The 19,226-nt window shown below is 42.1% G+C and carries 16 protein-coding genes; 8 read left to right on the top strand and 8 right to left on the bottom strand.

The features are described 5' to 3' along the window. The first annotated feature begins 5 nt into the window (after positions 1-5). Complete coding sequence (locus BDD43_RS23510) at positions 6-1,190, top strand: PepSY-associated TM helix domain-containing protein (protein WP_121200307.1); 1,185 nt, start codon at positions 6-8, stop codon at positions 1,188-1,190. A 396-nt stretch (positions 1,191-1,586) separates the two neighbouring features. On the opposite strand, the gene BDD43_RS23505 is transcribed toward BDD43_RS23510, so the two are convergent. The 8 genes from BDD43_RS23505 to BDD43_RS23480 form a co-directional block, all read right to left on the bottom strand. After that, positions 1,587-3,014 (bottom strand): hypothetical protein, encoded by a 1,428-nt coding sequence (locus tag BDD43_RS23505; RefSeq protein ID WP_121200305.1) that lies wholly within the window; start codon positions 3,012-3,014, stop codon positions 1,587-1,589. Between the two features lie 5 nt (positions 3,015-3,019). Then, positions 3,020-5,806: a TonB-dependent receptor gene (locus BDD43_RS23500; RefSeq protein ID WP_121200303.1), complete on the bottom strand. Its 2,787-nt coding sequence runs from the start codon at positions 5,804-5,806 to the stop codon at positions 3,020-3,022. 401 nt (positions 5,807-6,207) lie between these two features. Further along, positions 6,208-6,891 carry a phosphonatase-like hydrolase gene (locus tag BDD43_RS23495; RefSeq protein WP_211339724.1) on the bottom strand — a complete coding sequence of 228 codons (684 nt, stop codon included), beginning with the start codon at positions 6,889-6,891 and terminating at the stop codon, positions 6,208-6,210. A 29-nt stretch (positions 6,892-6,920) separates the two neighbouring features. After that, the gene (locus BDD43_RS30910) at positions 6,921-7,052 is read right to left on the bottom strand and encodes a hypothetical protein (RefSeq protein WP_262707434.1); all 132 of its coding nucleotides are present in this window, start codon (positions 7,050-7,052) and stop codon (positions 6,921-6,923) included. A gap of 60 nt (positions 7,053-7,112) precedes the next feature. Continuing rightward, a complete protein-coding gene (locus BDD43_RS31125) occupies positions 7,113-7,253 on the bottom strand; it encodes a cupin domain-containing protein (RefSeq protein ID WP_394339639.1) in 141 nt (46 codons plus the stop codon). A gap of 152 nt (positions 7,254-7,405) precedes the next feature. Next, complete coding sequence (locus BDD43_RS23490; RefSeq protein ID WP_121200301.1) at positions 7,406-8,383, bottom strand: metallophosphoesterase; 978 nt, start codon at positions 8,381-8,383, stop codon at positions 7,406-7,408. A gap of 7 nt (positions 8,384-8,390) precedes the next feature. After that, on the bottom strand, positions 8,391-9,551 hold the full coding sequence (locus BDD43_RS23485) for a TIGR03364 family FAD-dependent oxidoreductase (RefSeq protein WP_121200299.1): 1,161 nt from the start codon (positions 9,549-9,551) through the stop codon (positions 8,391-8,393). Further along, positions 9,544-10,848, bottom strand: a complete 1,305-nt coding sequence (locus tag BDD43_RS23480) for a DUF5690 family protein (protein ID WP_121200297.1) — start codon at positions 10,846-10,848, stop codon at positions 9,544-9,546. Before BDD43_RS23480 ends, BDD43_RS23485 begins: the two co-directional genes overlap by 8 nt. Before the next feature lie 868 nt (positions 10,849-11,716). Here BDD43_RS23480 and BDD43_RS23475 point away from each other — a divergent pair. The 7 genes from BDD43_RS23475 to BDD43_RS30665 all read left to right on the top strand — a co-directional run bounded on the left by BDD43_RS23475 (position 11,717) and on the right by BDD43_RS30665 (position 19,122). Continuing rightward, a complete protein-coding gene (locus tag BDD43_RS23475) occupies positions 11,717-13,054 on the top strand; it encodes a BNR repeat-containing protein (RefSeq protein ID WP_121200295.1) in 1,338 nt (445 codons plus the stop codon). After that, positions 13,038-14,279, top strand: coding sequence for a glycoside hydrolase family 88 protein (locus BDD43_RS23470; RefSeq protein ID WP_170158825.1), 1,242 nt, complete (start codon positions 13,038-13,040; stop codon positions 14,277-14,279). Before BDD43_RS23475 ends, BDD43_RS23470 begins: the two co-directional genes overlap by 17 nt. A 160-nt stretch (positions 14,280-14,439) precedes the next feature. Then, the gene (locus BDD43_RS23465) at positions 14,440-16,302 is read left to right on the top strand and encodes a glycoside hydrolase family 2 protein (RefSeq protein WP_246001766.1); all 1,863 of its coding nucleotides are present in this window, start codon (positions 14,440-14,442) and stop codon (positions 16,300-16,302) included. Positions 16,303-16,314: 12 nt separating this feature from the next. Continuing rightward, positions 16,315-16,971, top strand: coding sequence for a beta-galactosidase (locus BDD43_RS30905; RefSeq protein ID WP_262707433.1), 657 nt, complete (start codon positions 16,315-16,317; stop codon positions 16,969-16,971). Further along, positions 16,931-18,145 carry a beta-galactosidase gene (locus BDD43_RS23460; protein WP_262707432.1) on the top strand — a complete coding sequence of 405 codons (1,215 nt, stop codon included), beginning with the start codon at positions 16,931-16,933 and terminating at the stop codon, positions 18,143-18,145. The genes BDD43_RS30905 and BDD43_RS23460 overlap by 41 nt, the downstream gene beginning before the upstream one ends. A 2-nt stretch (positions 18,146-18,147) precedes the next feature. Beyond that, the gene (locus BDD43_RS30670; RefSeq protein ID WP_246001764.1) at positions 18,148-18,558 is read left to right on the top strand and encodes a glycoside hydrolase family protein; all 411 of its coding nucleotides are present in this window, start codon (positions 18,148-18,150) and stop codon (positions 18,556-18,558) included. Between the two features lie 63 nt (positions 18,559-18,621). Next, on the top strand, positions 18,622-19,122 hold the full coding sequence (locus tag BDD43_RS30665; RefSeq protein ID WP_246001762.1) for a glycoside hydrolase family protein: 501 nt from the start codon (positions 18,622-18,624) through the stop codon (positions 19,120-19,122). Positions 19,123-19,226: the final 104 nt, after the last annotated feature.

Here is a 19,226-nt window from a genome sequence, read left to right as displayed (position 1 = left end):
GGGCTATGCAATTTTGGAAACGGTTTAAAGCAGTTGCGGCCTGGCTACATTTGTGGCTGGGGCTGGCTATCGGTATAGTTATCGTAATTATTTCGGTAACAGGTTGCGTGCTTGTATTTGAAGACGAACTATTTGACTTTTTCCACCGGGACCTGGTAGAAGTTAAACAAACAGGCCGGCCAAAAGCCGTTTCTGAATTAATGACCATTGCACAGCAAACCTTAGGTAAAAGCAAGCCCATTACCGATGTGAGGATAAATGAGGATGGCCACAGTTATGTATTTTCGGCAAGTAAAATCAATAAGGCTAAAGATATTACGCTGAGTTATTTTAGCCAGTTTAAATACCGGGACGACGTATACGTAAACCCATATAACGGGAAAGTGCTGGGCGTGATAGACGTGCGTTACGAATTTTTTAACGTTACCGAGCAACTGCACAGGCAACTGCTGCTGGTTAAACCTGTTGGCAGCATAGTCATAGGTTGCTGCGTATTAATATTTTTGGTGATGCTCATTACCGGCTTCATTTTGTGGCTGCCTAAAAACTTAAAGCAACTTGTAAAAAGTATCAGCATTAAATGGGGGGCCAAATGGAAACGGGTAAACTACGATTTGCATAACAGCCTTGGCTTTTATGTGTTACCCATAGCCATTGTTATAGCGGTTACCGGGCTTACCTGGTCTTTTAAATGGTGGGAAAACGGTATCTATCAAATGCTTGGATCTAAAAAACCGGTAGTGCTTGTCCGCAAGGCACCGCCGGTTACCACGGCCGATACCACGGGGAATCACCTCGACCTGATGCTTGCCACGCTACAGCATAAACTTGAGGGTAACTACCGGGTGATAGGCCTTAATCTACCCCGTAAAAGCGAGCACACCATGATGGCTTTTGTATACCTGAAAAACCGAACAGACGGGTGGCGCAATTTAAGTTATTACTATTTTGATGCCCGAACCGGTGAGTTATTTGATGAACTGGAACATGCGAAAAAACCATTGGGCTTAAAATGGCGCAACTCTAATAAGGATATTCATACAGGAAGAATTTATGGATTACCGACTCAGTTGCTGGCATTATTGGCATCACTCGTTTGCGCGTCACTTCCTATAACAGGCTTTCTCATATGGTGGGGCAAGCGCAAAAAAACTAAAAAAGCTAATTATACCCGTTTGGTCCCTCACTAAATTGCTTAGTATGATAAAAACGTTGCCAGATATATTTTATAGACTACACCAAATAGATAAGCCTGAGATGGGCAAATTGCTTTTTTGCATTGTTTAGGTAATGCTTAAATAATTCAATTTATTTGTCACCAATACTAATTTGGCGTAAGTGCCAGGTTGAGCGTTGTATACAGCTTAAACTAAAAAATTGTGTATAAACATAGCAACGCTAAGTTGTTATGTTTATACACAATTAAGGTAAGCTAATTTAAACAACCTTAAACCGCGCCATCAGTTGCTATTTGTTGATCCATCCACCATGCATCGGTATAGTTGCAATTCCATAGCAATTTAAGCATTGTTGCCCATGGCTCGCGGCCAAACTATCTAAGCTTTATTTAGGATAGTTTTAATATCTTAAAAATGCTGGTTACCCGTGCCGTTGGTTTGATAGGCACCAATATCCTTACCCGGTAACGTATACTCCGTTACGCCATATTTGGCATCCACAGGTACTGTGCCTTTTTCAAGCCCGTAAGGCATAAAGCTGGTATACCCTTTGCCTACGTAAGGCGAAGTAAGTTTCAAATTGAAATTATAACTTCCCACCGTAACAATGTCTCGTAGTTTTGCACCGGCAGGCAGTGGTACGGGGCCATTAATAAATTGCGGGTTGTTGGCACCTATAATTGCAGGGGTAGCTGTGTAGGTATTGCCCGGCATCCAACCAGAAGGTAAAAATGTTGAAGGTAACGGAACATCTGTTGGCATAGCACTGGTGATGGCTGTACTTATGGCCTGCGATGGATAAATTTGATTAGCAACCGATGCCGAATCGGCATAGCTATAGTTATAACCGTAACGGATGTTGGCGGTATCTGCTATAGGGTATTGAACAATGCGTAAACCGAATTTACAGTTTACAATAATGTTATTATAAGCGTTACCCGCAGCACCTTGCTCAAAATTTAATGATCCGCCGCGTCCGGCAGCTATCCGGCGGTAACCGCAATTAACAATGGTGTTGTTATACATGCGGATGTTTGATCCCGGTACACCGGGAGCTGCCGATATGTTGGAGTTTTTTGGCCCATTGGTTGCTATACCGATACAAAGGTTATAAGCAAAATCGCCTATGGTTCCGGCTTTGGCATTCAATGCCTCGCCGCCGGTATATCCGCATTTTTCAAAAGTGTTACGGAAAAATTCGAGTTTGCCGCCCACGGTACGCACGGCATCATCAACGCTACCATAAATCCACGAATCTTCCATTACAACAGCGCCATTAGGGTTTTGAAAATAAAGCGGGTATGGGCTTCCCGATAAAACTTTAATATCACCGCTTGTAGCGGCCCCGGCAAATTCGATGTGGGTCCATTTTAAAATGATCTTGTTACAATCGGCAGCACCAATAATGCCTGTCCATTTGCCTATATAGGCAGAATCAACACCCGCGTTATTCCCAATTTGATCGGTTTTAACCGTTCCTAAATGGGTAAAATAAATTGGTGCTTCTTTGGTTCCTAAACTAATTAATGTACCGTGTACACCCACACCGTAGTTACCTTTAAAGTTAATGGTAACACCAGGCTGAATAACTAAGGTATCTTTTGCCCCCACAAGCACGTTGCCGCAAACGTTATAAGTTTTACCTGCAAGCATAGTTCCGTTTAATGCAACAGATGTAGCTGTGCCTATAGGCGTTAAACAGCCTACCTCGCTTATAGGCGACACTACCGGTACTACGGCAGTTGATAAATTTTTGTAATCTGCTATTTTTTTACAGGAATACAAAACAGATGTGGCCATTAACAGGGCCGTAAGTATATAAAGTGTCCTTTTCATAATGCTTAAAATTTATAGCGCATACCGAATAGGTAGCTTGTTTTAAAATTGTCTTTTTGAACTGTAATTACCTTGTTTGCATCGGTTTGCAAGGCAAGCGGCCTTCCACCTGGAGCTGCCAGGTAGTTGTTGTACGACTGGTGCAACTCTAACACATAAGGTGTATTTGTTAAGTTGTTAGCTTTTCCATAGATAGAAAAGTGTTTGCCTACTGTTTTTTCGATAGAAAAGTCGAGCTGCTCGGTTGGGGCCTGCCAATAATCAAGGCCGTAAGCCGGGTTAACAAAGGCTATACGCTGGCCTGTGTATACAAAGGCACCTTGTACATTTACGCCTAATTTTTGGTTCTTGTATATTAATGCCAGGTTGCCGATATGGTCTGATTGGCCTTGTAGGGGAGTGGTTTCGTCTTGTGATCTAACGGTAATGATACCCGCGTCGCTTCGGTAAACATAATATTTTGAAGTGGTGGTTTGCGATTTGGTATACGTGTAGTTTGCAACTACGCCAAAGGGGCCAAAATATTTAGTAAACACGGCTTCAAAACCGTAATTGGTGGCACTGGCATTATTTACCGGTGCTAAAATAGCCGAAGTACCCCCGGTGTTTTGTGCCAGCCTCGGATCGTTCGGGTTAAGTAAGGCATATTCAATTGGATTGTGAATTTTTTTGTAAAACGCACCAATCAATATTTCATCGGCGTTTTTCGGGAACAGCTCATATCTCAAGTCAATATTATCGGCCGTTGTATGGTTTAGGGTAAGTGGGTTACCCTGCTCTTTGTAAACTTCGCCAGGCTGGCCGTCGGGTATTAATTCGGCAAAGGCTGGGCGTGCCAGGGCTTTGTAGTATGATAACTTAATATCTTCGTTTTCTTTTATTTTGTAATTTAACACACCGCTCGGTAAAAAATCGGTATAGTTAATTATACCTGAGCTTGCCGGCACCGAGTTTGATAATTGCGTATCGTAGTTTTGTTTGGTGTACTCAATGCGTAAACCACCCAGTGCTTCTAACTTATCGGTAAGTTCCCATTTGCCCTGGGCATATCCGGCACCTACGTTTTCTATAAAGGTGTAATTGTTACCGTCGGGGCTAAATAATGATGCGCCTGTATTTTTAAATGTAAAGCTTGCGTTATCAATATTGGTATAAACGGCACCAACTACCGTGGGCGTTAAGCTGTATGAATTATAATAGCTGGTACGGGTTTTATTTCTTTCCATACCGCCAAATTTTAACTCAAACTTGCGGTTTAACAATTTAAAGTTATCAGTTAAATTAAAATAGGCAGAGTAGTCAACATCTCCGTTGTGCGACCAAATGCGGCTCATGCTTTGCAATTTATCTGTACTACCAGTTGAAGCAACAATTTGGTACTCATGTGAAAATTCAGCTTGATCTGGGGTGTGGTTATTAGCCTGTGAATAATCTAACGACCAATCAAACTTCAAACCATCAGAGAGTTGGTGAATACCCTGTAATGATGAATTGTAGATAGTTTGGTACTGCCACTTGCTTCTTGATAAGGCATCGATAAGTGAATTTAATGCGATAGTATCGCTTATTTTTCTGGTTTGATAATCATCAAGCCTTACAAATACATTCACTAACGATATTTTGTTTTTGTTGTTAAATTTATAGTCAAACTTATTATTCACGCCAATTCTGCGGCTTTCGGTTGAATAGGTACGTGCCTCCAAATCGGTAAAGTTGGGTACGTTATTTACGTTAGGCTGTGCGGCGGGCAAATAATAAGTAGAGTTGTTACCGGTAAAGTTATCCTGGTAGCTGGTTGAAATTATAAAACCAAGCTTTTTGTCTTTAAAAAAACGATCGCCGAAGGTAAAGCCAAAGTTAGTATTGATAGGGTTGGTTTTATTAGAAAAATGTAAATTCCGATTAGGAAAATCAGTAGGGACGGCAGCGTAGCTGTTTCCGTTAACCTCGCTTGGCGCTGCTTTGCTGATTGATGAGTGGTCAAACTGTTCGAAGTTTCGCCCTGCGAAAATTGCATTATAACCTGCGGCAGCGTTAACCTGCAGCAAGGTTTTAGAGGGCGCATCTTTCATCACAAGGTTAATGGTACCGCCAATGGCATCACCTTCCATTGAAGGTAATAGCGTTTTGCTTACTTCTAAGCGTTCTAATAACTCGGCAGGGAAAAGATCAAGTGGGATAAAGCGGCTCTTATTGTCGGGGCTGGAAATTTTGATGCCATTAACAAGTGTATTAATATACCGTTTATCCATACCGCGGATGATAGGGTAACGGCCTTCGCCCGAATTGCTTCGCTCGATAGTAACACCTGATACGCGTTGCATCACATTAGCCACCGTAATATCTGGCGATAGCTCTATGTTTCGTGCCGAAACAACGTTTACTAATTGGTTTGAATTTTTTTCTATCGTTCTGGACCGTTTATCATTAGATGACCCGTTATCTACAACTGATACCGAGTTCAACTGGTTTGTTACCGGCTCCATAACAACGTTTAACGTTGTAATTTGGGCATCAGCTACCTTTACCTGTACCTGCCTGGTTTTGTAAGAAACAAAACGAAATTCCAAATTGTATTCGCCAGGTTTAAGATTTTTAAATGTGAAATAACCGTCGAGCCTTACATATTGGCTTTTACCGGTTTCCTTTAATACCACAGTGGTACCCACCATGGGTTCCCTGGTTTCAGCATCAGTTACCTTGCCTTTTATGGTTTGCGCATGGGCTAAAAACGACGATGCGACCAGGAAAAAAAGCAATGTTAATTTTAAGAATGAGTAGTTGTACTTCATGTTTTAGACCTAAGTTTCCGCAAATAGACAACTCGAAATCTGAAGCAAATCTGAGTTTTTTACCGCTGTTAAAATTGGTAACTTAATAGTAACATTGGGTTTATTTTTTGCTTGGTTATTGCCGAAAACAGGCGCGTTATGTTAATTTAATGAGATGTATTATTTGCTTGAGTTAACATACAAGGAGGGTGAAAGTATCTTCCCTAAATTTAAGAATGCCTTAATCAAACAAACCACACAAGGTAAAATGGGCTTGTTTTGCTTGATTTTTTAATTGAGGTTTGGTGTATTAAACATGCACAAATTTTGCTTTACTTTTTGTTGTTTTTACGGGTGGCACCTTAGTAATTGTAACCATCAACTTAAACTATTGTGTACTTGGATGGGTAAACAAAAAAACATTATTGATTGTCTAGCACGGCTAACAGTTCTATTAAATTATCAATTACTTTATATGGATTGGCAGTTTGCAATTGTTGCGAAGTGTGTGCGCCGCTTGTAATGCCAATATTAAGCCCACAGCCAGCATTTTTCCCTTCTTCAATGTCAATAATAGAATCGCCCACTTTGGCAACAGTTTTAGCATCTGTTATGTTAAACTGTTGCATGGCATGCCATATCATATCCGGGTTTGGCCGGTTTTTGCTTACATCGGTAGCCGTAACTAATCCATCAAAATCAACTCCGGTTTGCCAACCCAATTTTGATATTAATGATAAGGCAGTTTGGCGGTTATACCCTGTATTTAACACCACCAGGATACCTCTTTTTTTTAATGCTGCAAATAGTTGGCTGGCATTAGCCTGCTCAAAAATTTCTATTTTTGCATAAGCATCGGCCAGTTGAACAATAAAGTTTTGGTAGATGCTATTGGCCAAAGCATCATCAGTATTGTTAGCATATACATTTAAAACACTTTTAATAGCCTGCAATTTTTCTTTACCTGCACCCTGCGCAAGTACCTCATCTAAAGTAAAATTAAAGCCGGCCTCGTTAATGGCTTTCCTAAGCGTTTTATAAACTACATTGTTTTCGTTAACAGTGGTTCCTGCCATGTCGAAAACAACCATTTTGATGTTATTCATTTGTTTTTATATGATTTTTGTAAAAAATATTAACTTATTTTAATGCCTGCTCTTACAACTTTACGCTCACTGGCAAACTTAAAGGCATGGTCAATTTTATCGATTGTATTTTCCTTTTCAACCAAATTACCCTGTAAATATTGTTTAGTTAAATTAAACAATGTTTACAATTGTAGTGTTTAAAGTATGTTAAATTTATGTTATTAAATAGCTACAGTCGTTTAGCTTTCAAAAAAATAAACGATAATCATGGTGGCATTGGTTGTACCGGTATTTTGTGGTTTATGCGGTATGCGGCCATCAAATAGTACAGAATTTCCTGCGCTAAAACTGTAGGTTTCGTCTTCTAATTTGGTAAAAATGCGTTGGTAGTTAAAGTCTGTAGCTTTTTCTTTGTGGAAATGTTAGCCCGTTTAACAAGTAGCAATGGTTTATGGGTGCCGTTTTTAATATCGGGATGCGTAGCAACATGAAACAAAGTTTACTATGGCATTTAGATTTTTATTTTTTGCAGCTATTTTTTGATCGCCGTTTGATATAAAACCTTGCCTTCTAAATTGATTGCTTTTACATTTAAGGTGTTCGAATCGATCGAAAAATACATAAATCCGTTTTCCGAAGCTGCAAAGCGGGTGTAAGACACACCTGCGGTTACGGGTGTTAATTCGGACCCGGCCCCCGAAATAAACTGATGCGTGTAACCCTCTGGTTTTAAATGCTGTAAAGAGTGTTCGTGGCCCGATAGGTAAACGTCTACCTTATGTTGCTCAAATATGGAAGGGAGCTTTTTCCTCATCGTTAAGGTATCGTAATTGTCTATACGCGGGCCAACGGAATGATAGGGGTGATGGCCCACTGCAATTTTCCATTTAACATCGGCCGAAGCCTGTTGAAGTGTGTTGTTTAGCCATTCAATTTGTTTGTTGGTATAATCTGCTTTTTCGTCAAAAAGCATTGGGTCTGTGTCAAGCATAACAAAAAGTACGCTGCCTTTTCCCTTTCCTAGAGAAACTTCTCTTGAATAATAACGTGCAGGCATGTTCCAGCGCCTGCTTATCTTACTGTACCTAATTTGCGCGTCGGGGTCCGAGCCATAGTCGTGGTTTCCTAATACCGGAAACCAATCTCCCTGTAAAGAATGTGCCGTGTACACGTTCTCAAAAGAATAATGCCATAACGGATCATTCTCGCTGATTACGCCTTTGGGATAAAAATTGTCGCCAACAGATATGTTAAAATCATTGGGATAGCTTGCTGCCCAAAGCCCCATTTGTTTGGCTGTTTCCAACTGGTGGTACTCGCCGTTGCGGCCCCAATCGCCTATAGCCAAAAAGTTCATCGGGAAACCATTATTAAGACTGGCCAACGGCGAAACATCCTCACTTTCCAGATGAGTTACCGGTTTGCTATCCGCGAAAGCTTCGAGCGGGCTAAGCATACTTGCACCTATTGCTGTTAATGCGGTGCCTTTTACAAAATCTCTTCTTTTCATTAGAATATTATTTTGTAGCTGCTAATGGGCTGGTTTTAATTTCGTACACGCCGGCAATAATCTCTTCTGCGAGGCCGAAAGACAGCGTCATGCCGGCACCGCCCAGGGCGTTGATAATGGTAACGCCGCTTTCCGGACTAAAAACAAACTCCGTTTGTCCGTTCGTCATTTTAGGATAAACGCCGTTCCAGTTTTGTATAATGTGTTGATTTTTAAATGCTGTGAAGGTGTCCAGGTAGTCAAGTATCATACGGTTAATAAAGTCTTTATTAAAAGGCTCGTGCGTTAGCCCGTATTCGTGCGAATCGCCAATGGTTAATTCGCCGTTATGGTTTTGTGATACCATAACGTGGATACCCCACTTTAAATATTCGGCATATTGCTGCTGGTAACGTTCTTTTAATTTTTTTAAAGAGGGCGCAGATTGAAAGCCCGTATAATGGATCATGGATAGGCCGCCGCAAAGCGACGGGCCCATGCGCCACCCATCCGGCTGCGCCTCAAAGCGCATCATTTGCAGTTTGCATTTGGTAATTTCAATTTCGGCAAAAACTTCGGGGTAAAGGGTTTCAAAATCAGCTCCGCTGCAAACGTAAATTTCATCTGCTTCCCAGTGCTGCTTTCCGGCATACACCGCCGGGTGGGTTATGTTGTTAACCACGGTGTTCCAATTAAAGGTTACCTCGTGTTTTTGTTCCAGGTATTGCGCCACCTGGGCTATGGCTTGGCGGGCTTCAACAATCATCTCGGCTGGGCTCCATAAGGCACCTTTCATGCCGTTTGTGTTAACTCCATCGGTTTTACTTAATACCTCATCCGGGTTTAGCAAATCACAATTGCGGTTTGCTTTGTTTAGAGTAACGTACTCGGCCATTACCTGCAACTCATCATCATGATAGGCTAAATGGAGCGAGCCAACCTCGTTGTGCCAAATACCTGCTTCCAGGCAAATCTCTTTCCATACGGCACGTGTGCGCACGGCTCTGTTGTACAGCTCTCCCTCTGGTTGCCCTATAGGCCATATCATTCCGAAGTTTCTGATGGATGCACCTACACTGCGTTCATTACGCTCAAAAACGGTAACCTGGTACCCTTTAATAGCCAGGGCCCTTGCTGTAGCCAAGCCCACAATGCCTGCACCTATTACTATAGCCGACGGTTTATTCATAACTTATTGCGATTGGTTTTGTATGTTTTACTTTTGCCTTTCCGGCGAAATATAGTAGTGAACAGGTTGCACTTATTGCGCCTATTAACGAAACAACCATTACTCCCTCGTTAAAAAATGCACTCCAGCTAATTCCGGGCCGGCCTAATTCTTTAATTAGTAATACGCTCACGCTACCTAAATAACCGGCAGAATCGGCTATGTACATAATGAAGCCCACGTTACCCTTCACCTGGAAAGAGGCTATCATCCGTTCAAAAAAAATGGCGTTGTAAGGGATGTAGCCCATATACAAACCAAGCCCCGCGCAAGTCATCCACACTACGGGGCCAATAAGGTGCAGGTTAAAGGCCAGTGTGGCTAAGCCCACCAATATGCAGCCGGTAATAATTAAGCCATGTATTAGGGCAAAGGCTTTAAGGTTGTTGCGTACAATAATTAACAAGCTCATTAAAAATAAAACTATAAGGGCTATTGTAGTATCAATATTGGTATAAATGGTATTGCTTTTAACACCCAGGCCTGCCCATATCTCCACTTCAAAATTATCGCGTACATCTCGCATTACAGTTAGCAGCACATAAATTATGAGGGTTAGTATAATACCTGGTAAAAAATTGATTACAAAACGCTGCCTGTCGGCAGCATTCATCACACTTCGCAAGGTGCGTAACTTAATATCTTTAACAGTGGGCGGAGGTGCAATTTCCAAACATAAAACAAATAGCAGCAGCGGCAACACAAACAAAAGCCCGGTAACAAAAGGCATCCAGTATTCACTAATGTGATACGCGGTTAAGAGCAGCCTTCCAACCGTTTTAACAAAGCCCGAAGCAAAAATAAGGCTTACTGACATAATAGCTGCCATAAACTCGGTAGATCGGCGGCCCTCTACGTAACTAAATACCAGTCCCCATATCATCCCTAACGGAAACCCGTTAACCAGCATAAAAACAATATTATAAGGTGCCGGTGTTAAAGCAAAGCACAAAAGTGCCAGCCAGGCAATGCCAATGAGGGTGATAATATAAATGGCTCTTTTAGCCGGTTTAACTTCGGCAATAAACCGGATGCCATAAAACTTACTAAATGTATAGCCAATTACCTGGGCAATAACCAGCCATACCTTATAGTCGATATGAGCGTATTGCAGACCCGCATAAGTGCCTGCAGAAAATGCTTTGCGAAACGCGTACATACTGGTATAGGCACCAAATGCCGAAATGCCTATTAATAAGCTGGTTAACCTGGCAGATAGGCGTAATGCCTTTTCGCGAAGAGTGATTATCAAGCCCATGATAAATTAATGAGCTTGCGGACGTGAATTATTTTTGAGATTATCATGTGTTTAGCAATACTAAACATGTATTATTATTTGTTAACTAAATTAATATTAAGCTTTGGTTAACAGGAAAACGGCATTAATTATTAGCCTAAAAAAAGTATACCAGCAGCACGCCGACGGTAGATTTACTGATATTACCCGGCGTGTGGAGTACCCTGCTCAATATCAAAAGCCTTTATTAAAGTAACGTAAAATTGTTATCAGCCTAACATAAGCACTATAACTTTGTGGGGTATTACCGGGCTTGCATAAACGTTCTTTATCCGGCAATAAGATCAAGTTAATAGTTAAATAAACCCGGCGTTGCAACGCCGGTTAAGTAGTTTATTAGTAGCGCGCTGGACGGCAGCAGTTGAAGGTTCGAGCCCTTCCGTTACGACTAGTTTGGCAACCTTGCCAAACCATGTTTTACACCTTTGTGTAAAGATTAGCAGCGGTAAAACGAGGAAGCGACTGTGGCGCTCATTATCTCACGGTAGTTTAATTGCTATAAACCAATAATATAAAAAATTGGGTTGTATTTCGTCCCTCACAGTTAATACTACTATCAAAAAAATATAAAATCCTGCAAATCAAATAATTGTGGGCTTTTTTATTTTCGGGAAGCAAGCAAAATATGCTTAATATTAAAACTTGTTAAAATGCTGTTAACTGTAGGTAATAACTGCAAAATAAATTTACCAATAATGGCCTTGTTTTACTTATCCAATAATCAGGCGGTAGGCAAATTTCCGTGCCGTTTTAAGGTAGCTTATTTAAGGGTTTACCAGTAAAAAAATATGGTAAATAAAGTTTAATTTAAGCATACTTTTGGTTTTTAATGAAGCTGATTTTTTTTAAATATGGTATAGTGCCGGCCTTGTTGGTTTGCATAAGCTTTGTTGCGTTTGCACAAAATGCCGGTATGGTTACTATAGCAAAAAATGGCTGGGCAAATAACTCGGTTAATGCGGTTATTTTTCGCAAAAACTCTTTAATTGCCTTTAAGGGCCAGCAGTATGCAGCTTATTATGATAGCAGCCAGTTTGTAGTGCTTGCCAAACGCAAATATGGCAGCCCGGTTTGGCAAACCTTACGTACAGCGTTTAAGGGCGATGCTACCGACGCCCATAAATCAATCAGTATTATAGTTGATGGCGATGGCTACCTGCATTTGGCCTGGGGGCAGCATAACAACCCGTTAAATTATGCCAAAAGCATAGCACCCGGCAGTTTAAACTTAACGGCTAAAATAGCCATGACGGGCAAAAAGGAAGGTAAAGTAAGCTATCCAGAATTTTATAAACTGCCCGGCGGCGATTTGTTATTCCTGTATCGCGATGGGGCATCAGGCAATGGTAACTTAATGCTTAACCATTACAGTGTAAAACAAAAAAGCTGGCTACAGGTTCAGGATGGTATGATTGATGGCGAAGGCAAGCGTAATGCGTATTGGCAAATGGCCATTGATGGGCGAGGTTACATTCACCTGTCGTGGGTATGGCGCGAAAGTCCGGACGTATCAAGTAATCACGATTTATGCTACGCCTGCTCAACAGATGGTGGTTTAACCTGGCAAAAGCTTAACGGCGAGCGTTATACCTTACCAATTACCGCTGCCACGGCCCAGTATGCCTGCAAAATACCGCAGCATAGCGAGTTGATAAACCAAACATCCATGTTTGCCGATGGTGCGGGCAATCCCTATATTGCAACCTACTGGCGCGATGCTGGGCAAACCGTTCCGCAATATCACCTGGTTTATTTTAACGGTACTGATTGGAAAGTAAACAAACTTGGTTTCCGCCACAGCCCGTTTAGTTTAAGCGGGGGAGGCACAAAAAGCATCCCAATATCAAGGCCGCAAATTATAGCCTGGCGCAACGGTAAAAAACAAGCGGCTGCATTTATTTTTAGGGATGAAGAGCGTGGCGACAAGGTTTCTATGGCGATAAATAAAGATCTGGATGCAAATACCTGGCAATTGACCGACCTTACAACGTTTTCGGTAGGTGCCTGGGAACCGAGTTATGACACTGGCCTTTGGGCCGAAAAAAAGATACTGAACCTGTTTGTACAAAAGGTGGTGCAGGTGGATGGCGAAGGCCGGGCCAATAACCCACCCGAAGATGTGCAGGTATTAGAATGGCAGCCCAAAAAACATGAACAGCATAATTAGCATGATTACGGTAAAAAAAATTATATTAACAAGTTGCTTTGTTGCAGGCTTACTGGTGTTTACCAAAACGCAAGCGCAAAAAGTTAGCTTTAGGGCTGATAAAAACCTGCTGCAAACCATTGATAAAGATTATAAAAACGCAACCGCCCAGTATAAATTATTAGCTAAACAATTGGAGTTGAAACCCAACAGGTTTCCTAAAAGTTATTATCCCGATTCGGCTAAACTTGAAACCAGCAACTCGGGCTGGTGGTGCAGTGGCTTTTACCCCGGCACACTGCTTTACCTTTATCACCAAACTAACGATACCGCCTTACTTACCGAGGCTAACCGCATTATGGCTGTTTTGGCTAAAGAGCAATACAATACCAGTACCCACGATTTGGGTTTTATGATGTATTGCAGTTTTGGGAATGCCGAAAAGTTTGAACCCCAACCGGCGTATAAACAAATATTGATTAACAGTGCAAAATCTTTAGCGTCGCGGTTTGACCCTAAAGTTGGCTGCATAAAATCCTGGGATTCTAAAAAATCGGAGTATCTGGTTATCATCGATAATATGATGAACCTCGAACTGTTGTTTTGGGCAACCCACGTAACCGGCGATAGCAGTTTTTACAAAATTGCGGTAACGCATGCCAATACAACCATGCATAACCATTTTAGGCCCGATTATAGTTCGTACCACGTTGTGGTGTACAACCCGCTTACCGGCCAGATAAAAAACCGGCGCACCGCACAAGGCTATGCCGATGAATCGGCCTGGGCGCGGGGGCAGGCCTGGGGCCTGTACGGTTACACCATGATGTATGCCCAAACCAGGGATAAAAAATACCTTGACCAGGCAAACCATATTGCTAGTTTTATACTTACTAACCCTAACCTTCCTCCAGATAAAATACCCTATTGGGATTATAATGCACCCAATATACCAGGTGCTTTGCGCGATGCTTCGGCGGCAGCAGTAATGGCGTCTGCATTTTTACAATTGTGCGGTTATAACAATGCCAAAACAGGTGGGTTATATTTCAAAACCGCCGAGACTATTATCCGCAACCTGTCGGCAAAGCCCTATATGGCGGCAGCAGGCACCAATGGTGGTTTTATATTACAACACAGTGTGGGGCACATGCCAAACAAAACCGAGGTAGACACACCGCTAACTTATGCCGACTACTATTTTATAGAGGCCCTGGAAAGATATAAAGACCTCACCAAAAAATGAAATTGACAGCGCGTACATTAATATTGGCAAGGCTTTTAATTTTGGTGGGTACGCTGTTTTCATTATCCGCCCAAAAGGCGGCTGCCCATAACTTTTAAAGGTGATAATAGGAGATAAGCTGGTTTGACAACCGGGACCTGAATGTTTTTGATAAATAAAGATGATGATGAGAATAACCACATATACGCTATTGCTGCTGCTTATTTTTACCGCGGGCATTAAAGCACAAGGTAATTTAATTACCAATATTAAAAACCGTAAAACATTAAGCCTTAATGGTAGCTGGCACTATATTGTGGACCCATACGAAACCGGTTTTTACGATTACAGGTATAAAGAGCTTAAAGAGGATAACGGCGATGCTTATTGGAACACCGGCATCCCTGCCAATAAAACCGCGAAAAAAGAACATGGTTATAACGATAAGTATACCATTGAAGTACCCGGCGACTGGAACCATCAAAAGCCTGAGTTTTTGTTTTATGAAGGCACCATATGGTATCAAAAAACATTTGATTATAAAAAGCAGCCTAACGGCAATAAATACTACGTTTACTTTGGAGCCATAAACTACCGTGCCGACGTTTACCTTAACGGGAAAAAATTAGGTATGCATAAAGGCGGCTTTACACCCTTCAATTTTGAAGTGCCTGCCGCTTTATTGAAAGATACGGGCAACTTTTTAGTAGTAAAGGTTGATAACAAACGGTATGCCGATGAGGTGCCAACTTTAAATACCGATTGGTGGAACTATGGTGGTATAACCCGCGATGTAGCGCTGGTAGAGGTGCCTACCACTTTTATCCGCGATTTCATGATTCAGCTTAAAAAGCCGCATAATGGGGTAATGCCATCAAAGGAGCCCGAAGTAGAGGGTTGGATAAAGTTAGATCATCAGCCGTTAGCGGCACAAACCGTAACCGTAAGCATACCCGAGCTTAAATTAACAAAGCAATTTACAACTACCGACTCCCTTATTCCGCTTAATTTTAAATTGCCCGCGCAGGTAAAGCTATGGAGCCCGTTGGCGCCTAAACTTTACCGGGTTATTGTAAGCACCAGTACAGATAAAACCGAAGATGAGATAGGCTTTAGAACAATTGAGGCTTTTGGGAAAAAGCTATTGTTAAATGGCAAGCCATTGTTTATGAGCGGTATATGTATACATGGCGAAATACCACAGGATGTTAGGCGCGCATATAGCCAGCAAGACGCCGCCCAATTGCTGGGCCAGGCACGCCAACTGGGGTGTAATATGGTGCGGCTGGCACATTATCCTCATGATGAAAAAATGACCCGCCTGGCCGATTCGCTGGGGATATTGGTATGGTCGGAAATACCGGTTTACTGGACGATAGATTTCGGCAACGCCGAGGTGTTAAACAAAGCCAAGTCGCAACTTGGCGAAATGATAACCCGCGATCATAACCGCGCCAGTGTAATCATCTGGTCGGTTGGCAACGAAACTCCTATAAGCACTACCCGTACTAATTTTATGCATAATTTAATTATCAAAGCCAAACAATTGGATAGTACAAGGCTGGTATCGGCAGCACTGGAAGTTAACTATGGCGCGCTTAAAAATCAAAATATGGTTGACGATCCGCTGGGTGAGTTTGTTGATCTGGTTGCGTTTAACGAATACCTGGGCTGGTATGGCGGCCTGCCCGATAAATGCCGCACCACCAATTGGGGCACGCCTTATAATAAACCCATGTTTATAAGCGAAACCGGTGCAGAAGGCAAAAGCGGTTTCCACGCCGATTCGCTTACCCGTTTTAGCGAAGAGTTTCAGGAATGGTATTTTAAAGAACAAATAGATATGCTAAAACGCATGCCCGATAATTTTGTGGGCCTGTCGCCCTGGGTACTTGCCGATTTCCGTTCGCCAAAGCGCAATAATCCCCTGTACCAGGAAGGCTGGAACCGCAAAGGGTTTTATGATGATAAAGGCAATAAAAAGAAAGCCTTTTATATTTTGCAAAAGTATTACAAACAAAAATCTGCCGAAACAGCTAAATAACCAATGTTAACAATGAAAAACCGCATTTTACTTTTTTTGGTGCTGATAGTAACCATTAGTGTTAATATTTATGGCCAGCCCTTGCAGCACAGTTTTACCATGGGCGATGAAGCCTTTATGCTTGATGGTAAACCCTTCCAGATGATATCGGGCGAAATGCACTATCCGCGCGTTCCGCGCGAGGCCTGGCGCGCCCGTATGAAAATGGCCAAAGCCATGGGCCTCAATACCATTGGCACCTATGTGTTTTGGAACCTGCACGAACCCCAAAAAGGTCATTTTGATTTTAGTGGTAATAACGACGTTGCCGAATTTGTAAAAATAGCCAAGGAAGAGGGCCTTTGGGTGATACTGCGCCCAAGCCCCTATGTTTGTGCCGAATGGGAATTTGGCGGCTACCCTTACTGGCTGCAAAATGAAAAGGGATTGGTGGTGCGCAGTATGGAAGCGCAGTATATTGCCGAATACCGTAAGTATATTAACGAGGTAGGCAAGCAGTTGGCCCCTTTGCAAATTAACCATGGCGGTAACATCCTGATGGTGCAGATTGAGAACGAATACGGATCGTATGGGAGCGATAAAGCCTATTTGGCCCTTAACCAGCAATTGTTTAAAGATGCCGGTTTTGATGGCTTATTATATTACCTGCGACCCCGGTGCCGATGTTAAAAACGGGCATCTGCCCGGTTTAATGCCCGCTATAAATGGTGTTGATGATCCCGCCAAGGTTAAAAAAATTATTAACGAGAACCACAACGGTAAGGGCCCTTATTACATAGCCGAATGGTATCCGGCCTGGTTTGACTGGTGGGGAGCAAGCCACCATACCGTTGCTGCCGAAAAGTATGTGGGCCGTTTAGATACCGTGCTTGCCGCAGGTATATCCATCAACATGTATATGTTTCATGGCGGTACAACCCGTGCTTTTATGAATGGTGCCAACTATAACGACCGCTCACCTTACGAGCCGCAAATAACCAGCTATGATTATGATGCCCCGCTTGATGAGGCCGGTAATGCTACCGATAAGTTTATGAAGTTTAGGGAAGTGATACAAAAGCATTTACCGGTAGGCCAAACACTTCCGGCTGTTCCGGCGGCTAAACCTACTATGGCTATTGCGGCAATAGGTTTTAATGAGGCCGTTTCGGTGTTGGATAATTTGCCTAAAGGCAGGTTAAGCGATAGCCCGCTAACGTTTGAAGATCTTAATCAGGATTATGGTTACGTGCTTTACCGCACAAAAATACAAGGTGGAAAAACGGGCGTACTTAAATTGAGCGACCTGCGCGATTATGCCGTTATAATGGTGAATGGTAAAACCATTGGCACACTGGATAGGCGCTTAAAGCAGGATAGCCTAACATTAACACTACCTGCCGGGCCTGTAACGCTTGATATTTTAGTGGAGAATATGGGCCGCATTAATTTTGGTAAATACTTGCTGCAAAACAAAAAAGGTATAACCAAAGCCGTGTTTTTTAATGGTACCGAAATTAACAAATGGCAAATGTTTGGTTTGCCGTTAAGCGATAGCAAGCAAATTGCATTTAAACAGGGTACTACAAGTAGCAATTTGCCAACTTTTAAAAAGGGCACGTTTAACTTGCAAAAGGTTGCCGATACTTACATTGATTTGAGTAAATGGGGCAAGGGCGTAGTTTGGGTAAACGGGCATAACCTTGGCCGCTACTGGAACGTTGGCCCCGAGCAAACGCTGTACCTACCGGCAGAATGGTTAAAAAAAGGTGCTAACGATATTGTTGTATTTGAATTGTTAAAACCTGAAATCAATAGTTTATCAGCCATTGAAAAACCAATTTTAGACATCGTTAAAAGATAGGTATGAAAATTTTAAAACACCTGTTTCTCTTCGTCGTCACGTTTGGTTTTTGTAACAGCTATGCAAACGGCCTTACCTCAAAAACCGATAGCGCGTATTTATTTGTTTATTTTACCGGTAACGGTGCCGGAGAAGAAGCCATCCATTTTGCAATAGGTACCGATGGTTATCATTACAAAGCCTTAAATAACGACGAGCCGGTGCTAAACTCGGCAGATATTAGTTTTACCGGTGGTGTAAGAGATCCGCATATATGGCGGGCGCACGATGGAAAAACGTTTTATATGGTAGCCACAGATATGAATGTATCTAAAAACGGCTGGGGCGCAAATTACGGTATGGTTATGATGAAATCGAAAGATTTGATACACTGGAGTTCAAACGTTGTAAATATCCCAAATACATTTCCCTAGTTTGCGCAGGTTAACCGGGTTTGGGCACCTCAAACAATTTACGATGAGGCGCAAAAAAAATACATGGTATATTGGTCGATGCGGTTTGGAAACGGCCCAGATAAAATATATTACGCCTATGCCAATAAAGATTTTACCGCATTAAGCAGCACGCCCAAACAACTGTTTTTTAAGGCCGATAGCGGTGCTACCATTGATGGTACTATTGCTGTTAAGGATGGTAAATACAACTTATTTTTTAAAACCGAGGGCAGTGGCTCCGGCATAAAAAAAGCAGTATCGGATAAACTGACGGAAGGGTACGTTCTGTACGATAAATATTTGCACCAAACCAAAGAAGCTGTAGAGGGTGCCGATGTGTTTAAGCTCATTAACTCCGATACCTGGATACTGATGTACGATGTATACATGAAAGGCAAATACCAGTTTTGCAAAAGTACCGATCTGGAAAATTTCCAGGTTGTCGATCAGGAAATTGCTATGGATTTCCATCCCAGGCATGGCACAATTATGCATATTTCGGCAAAAGAAGCGCAACGATTAACAGATAGATGGAACAAATAAGGTACAGGTAGAAGGTACAAAATGCTTAAAAACTAAAGTGAAGCTTGAGTTGGTAGCTGTTGGTTTTTAATAAGGTATTTATAGCTATACTAACCAGGTTAATA

The organism is Mucilaginibacter gracilis, assembly GCF_003633615.1.
GTDB lineage: Bacteria > Bacteroidota > Bacteroidia > Sphingobacteriales > Sphingobacteriaceae > Mucilaginibacter > Mucilaginibacter gracilis.
The sequence above is the reverse complement of the archived record's forward strand: the minus strand, read 5'-3'. Positions and strand labels throughout refer to the sequence as shown.

Coding starts and splice junctions, on each gene's coding strand:
- BDD43_RS23510 (WP_121200307.1), top strand. CDS start 6: ATGCAATTTTGGAAACGGTTTAAAGCAGTTGCGGCCTGGCTACATTTG.
- BDD43_RS23505 (WP_121200305.1), bottom strand. CDS start 3,014: ATGAAAAGGACACTTTATATACTTACGGCCCTGTTAATGGCCACATCT.
- BDD43_RS23500 (WP_121200303.1), bottom strand. CDS start 5,806: ATGAAGTACAACTACTCATTCTTAAAATTAACATTGCTTTTTTTCCTG.
- BDD43_RS23495 (WP_211339724.1), bottom strand. CDS start 6,891: ATGAATAACATCAAAATGGTTGTTTTCGACATGGCAGGAACCACTGTT.
- BDD43_RS23490 (WP_121200301.1), bottom strand. CDS start 8,383: ATGAAAAGAAGAGATTTTGTAAAAGGCACCGCATTAACAGCAATAGGT.
- BDD43_RS23485 (WP_121200299.1), bottom strand. CDS start 9,551: ATGAATAAACCGTCGGCTATAGTAATAGGTGCAGGCATTGTGGGCTTG.
- BDD43_RS23480 (WP_121200297.1), bottom strand. CDS start 10,848: ATGGGCTTGATAATCACTCTTCGCGAAAAGGCATTACGCCTATCTGCC.
- BDD43_RS23475 (WP_121200295.1), top strand. CDS start 11,717: ATGAAGCTGATTTTTTTTAAATATGGTATAGTGCCGGCCTTGTTGGTT.
- BDD43_RS23470 (WP_170158825.1), top strand. CDS start 13,038: ATGAACAGCATAATTAGCATGATTACGGTAAAAAAAATTATATTAACA.
- BDD43_RS23465 (WP_246001766.1), top strand. CDS start 14,440: ATGATGATGAGAATAACCACATATACGCTATTGCTGCTGCTTATTTTT.
- BDD43_RS30905 (WP_262707433.1), top strand. CDS start 16,315: ATGAAAAACCGCATTTTACTTTTTTTGGTGCTGATAGTAACCATTAGT.
- BDD43_RS23460 (WP_262707432.1), top strand. CDS start 16,931: ATGGCTTATTATATTACCTGCGACCCCGGTGCCGATGTTAAAAACGGG.
- BDD43_RS30670 (WP_246001764.1), top strand. CDS start 18,148: ATGAAAATTTTAAAACACCTGTTTCTCTTCGTCGTCACGTTTGGTTTT.
- BDD43_RS30665 (WP_246001762.1), top strand. CDS start 18,622: ATGGTATATTGGTCGATGCGGTTTGGAAACGGCCCAGATAAAATATAT.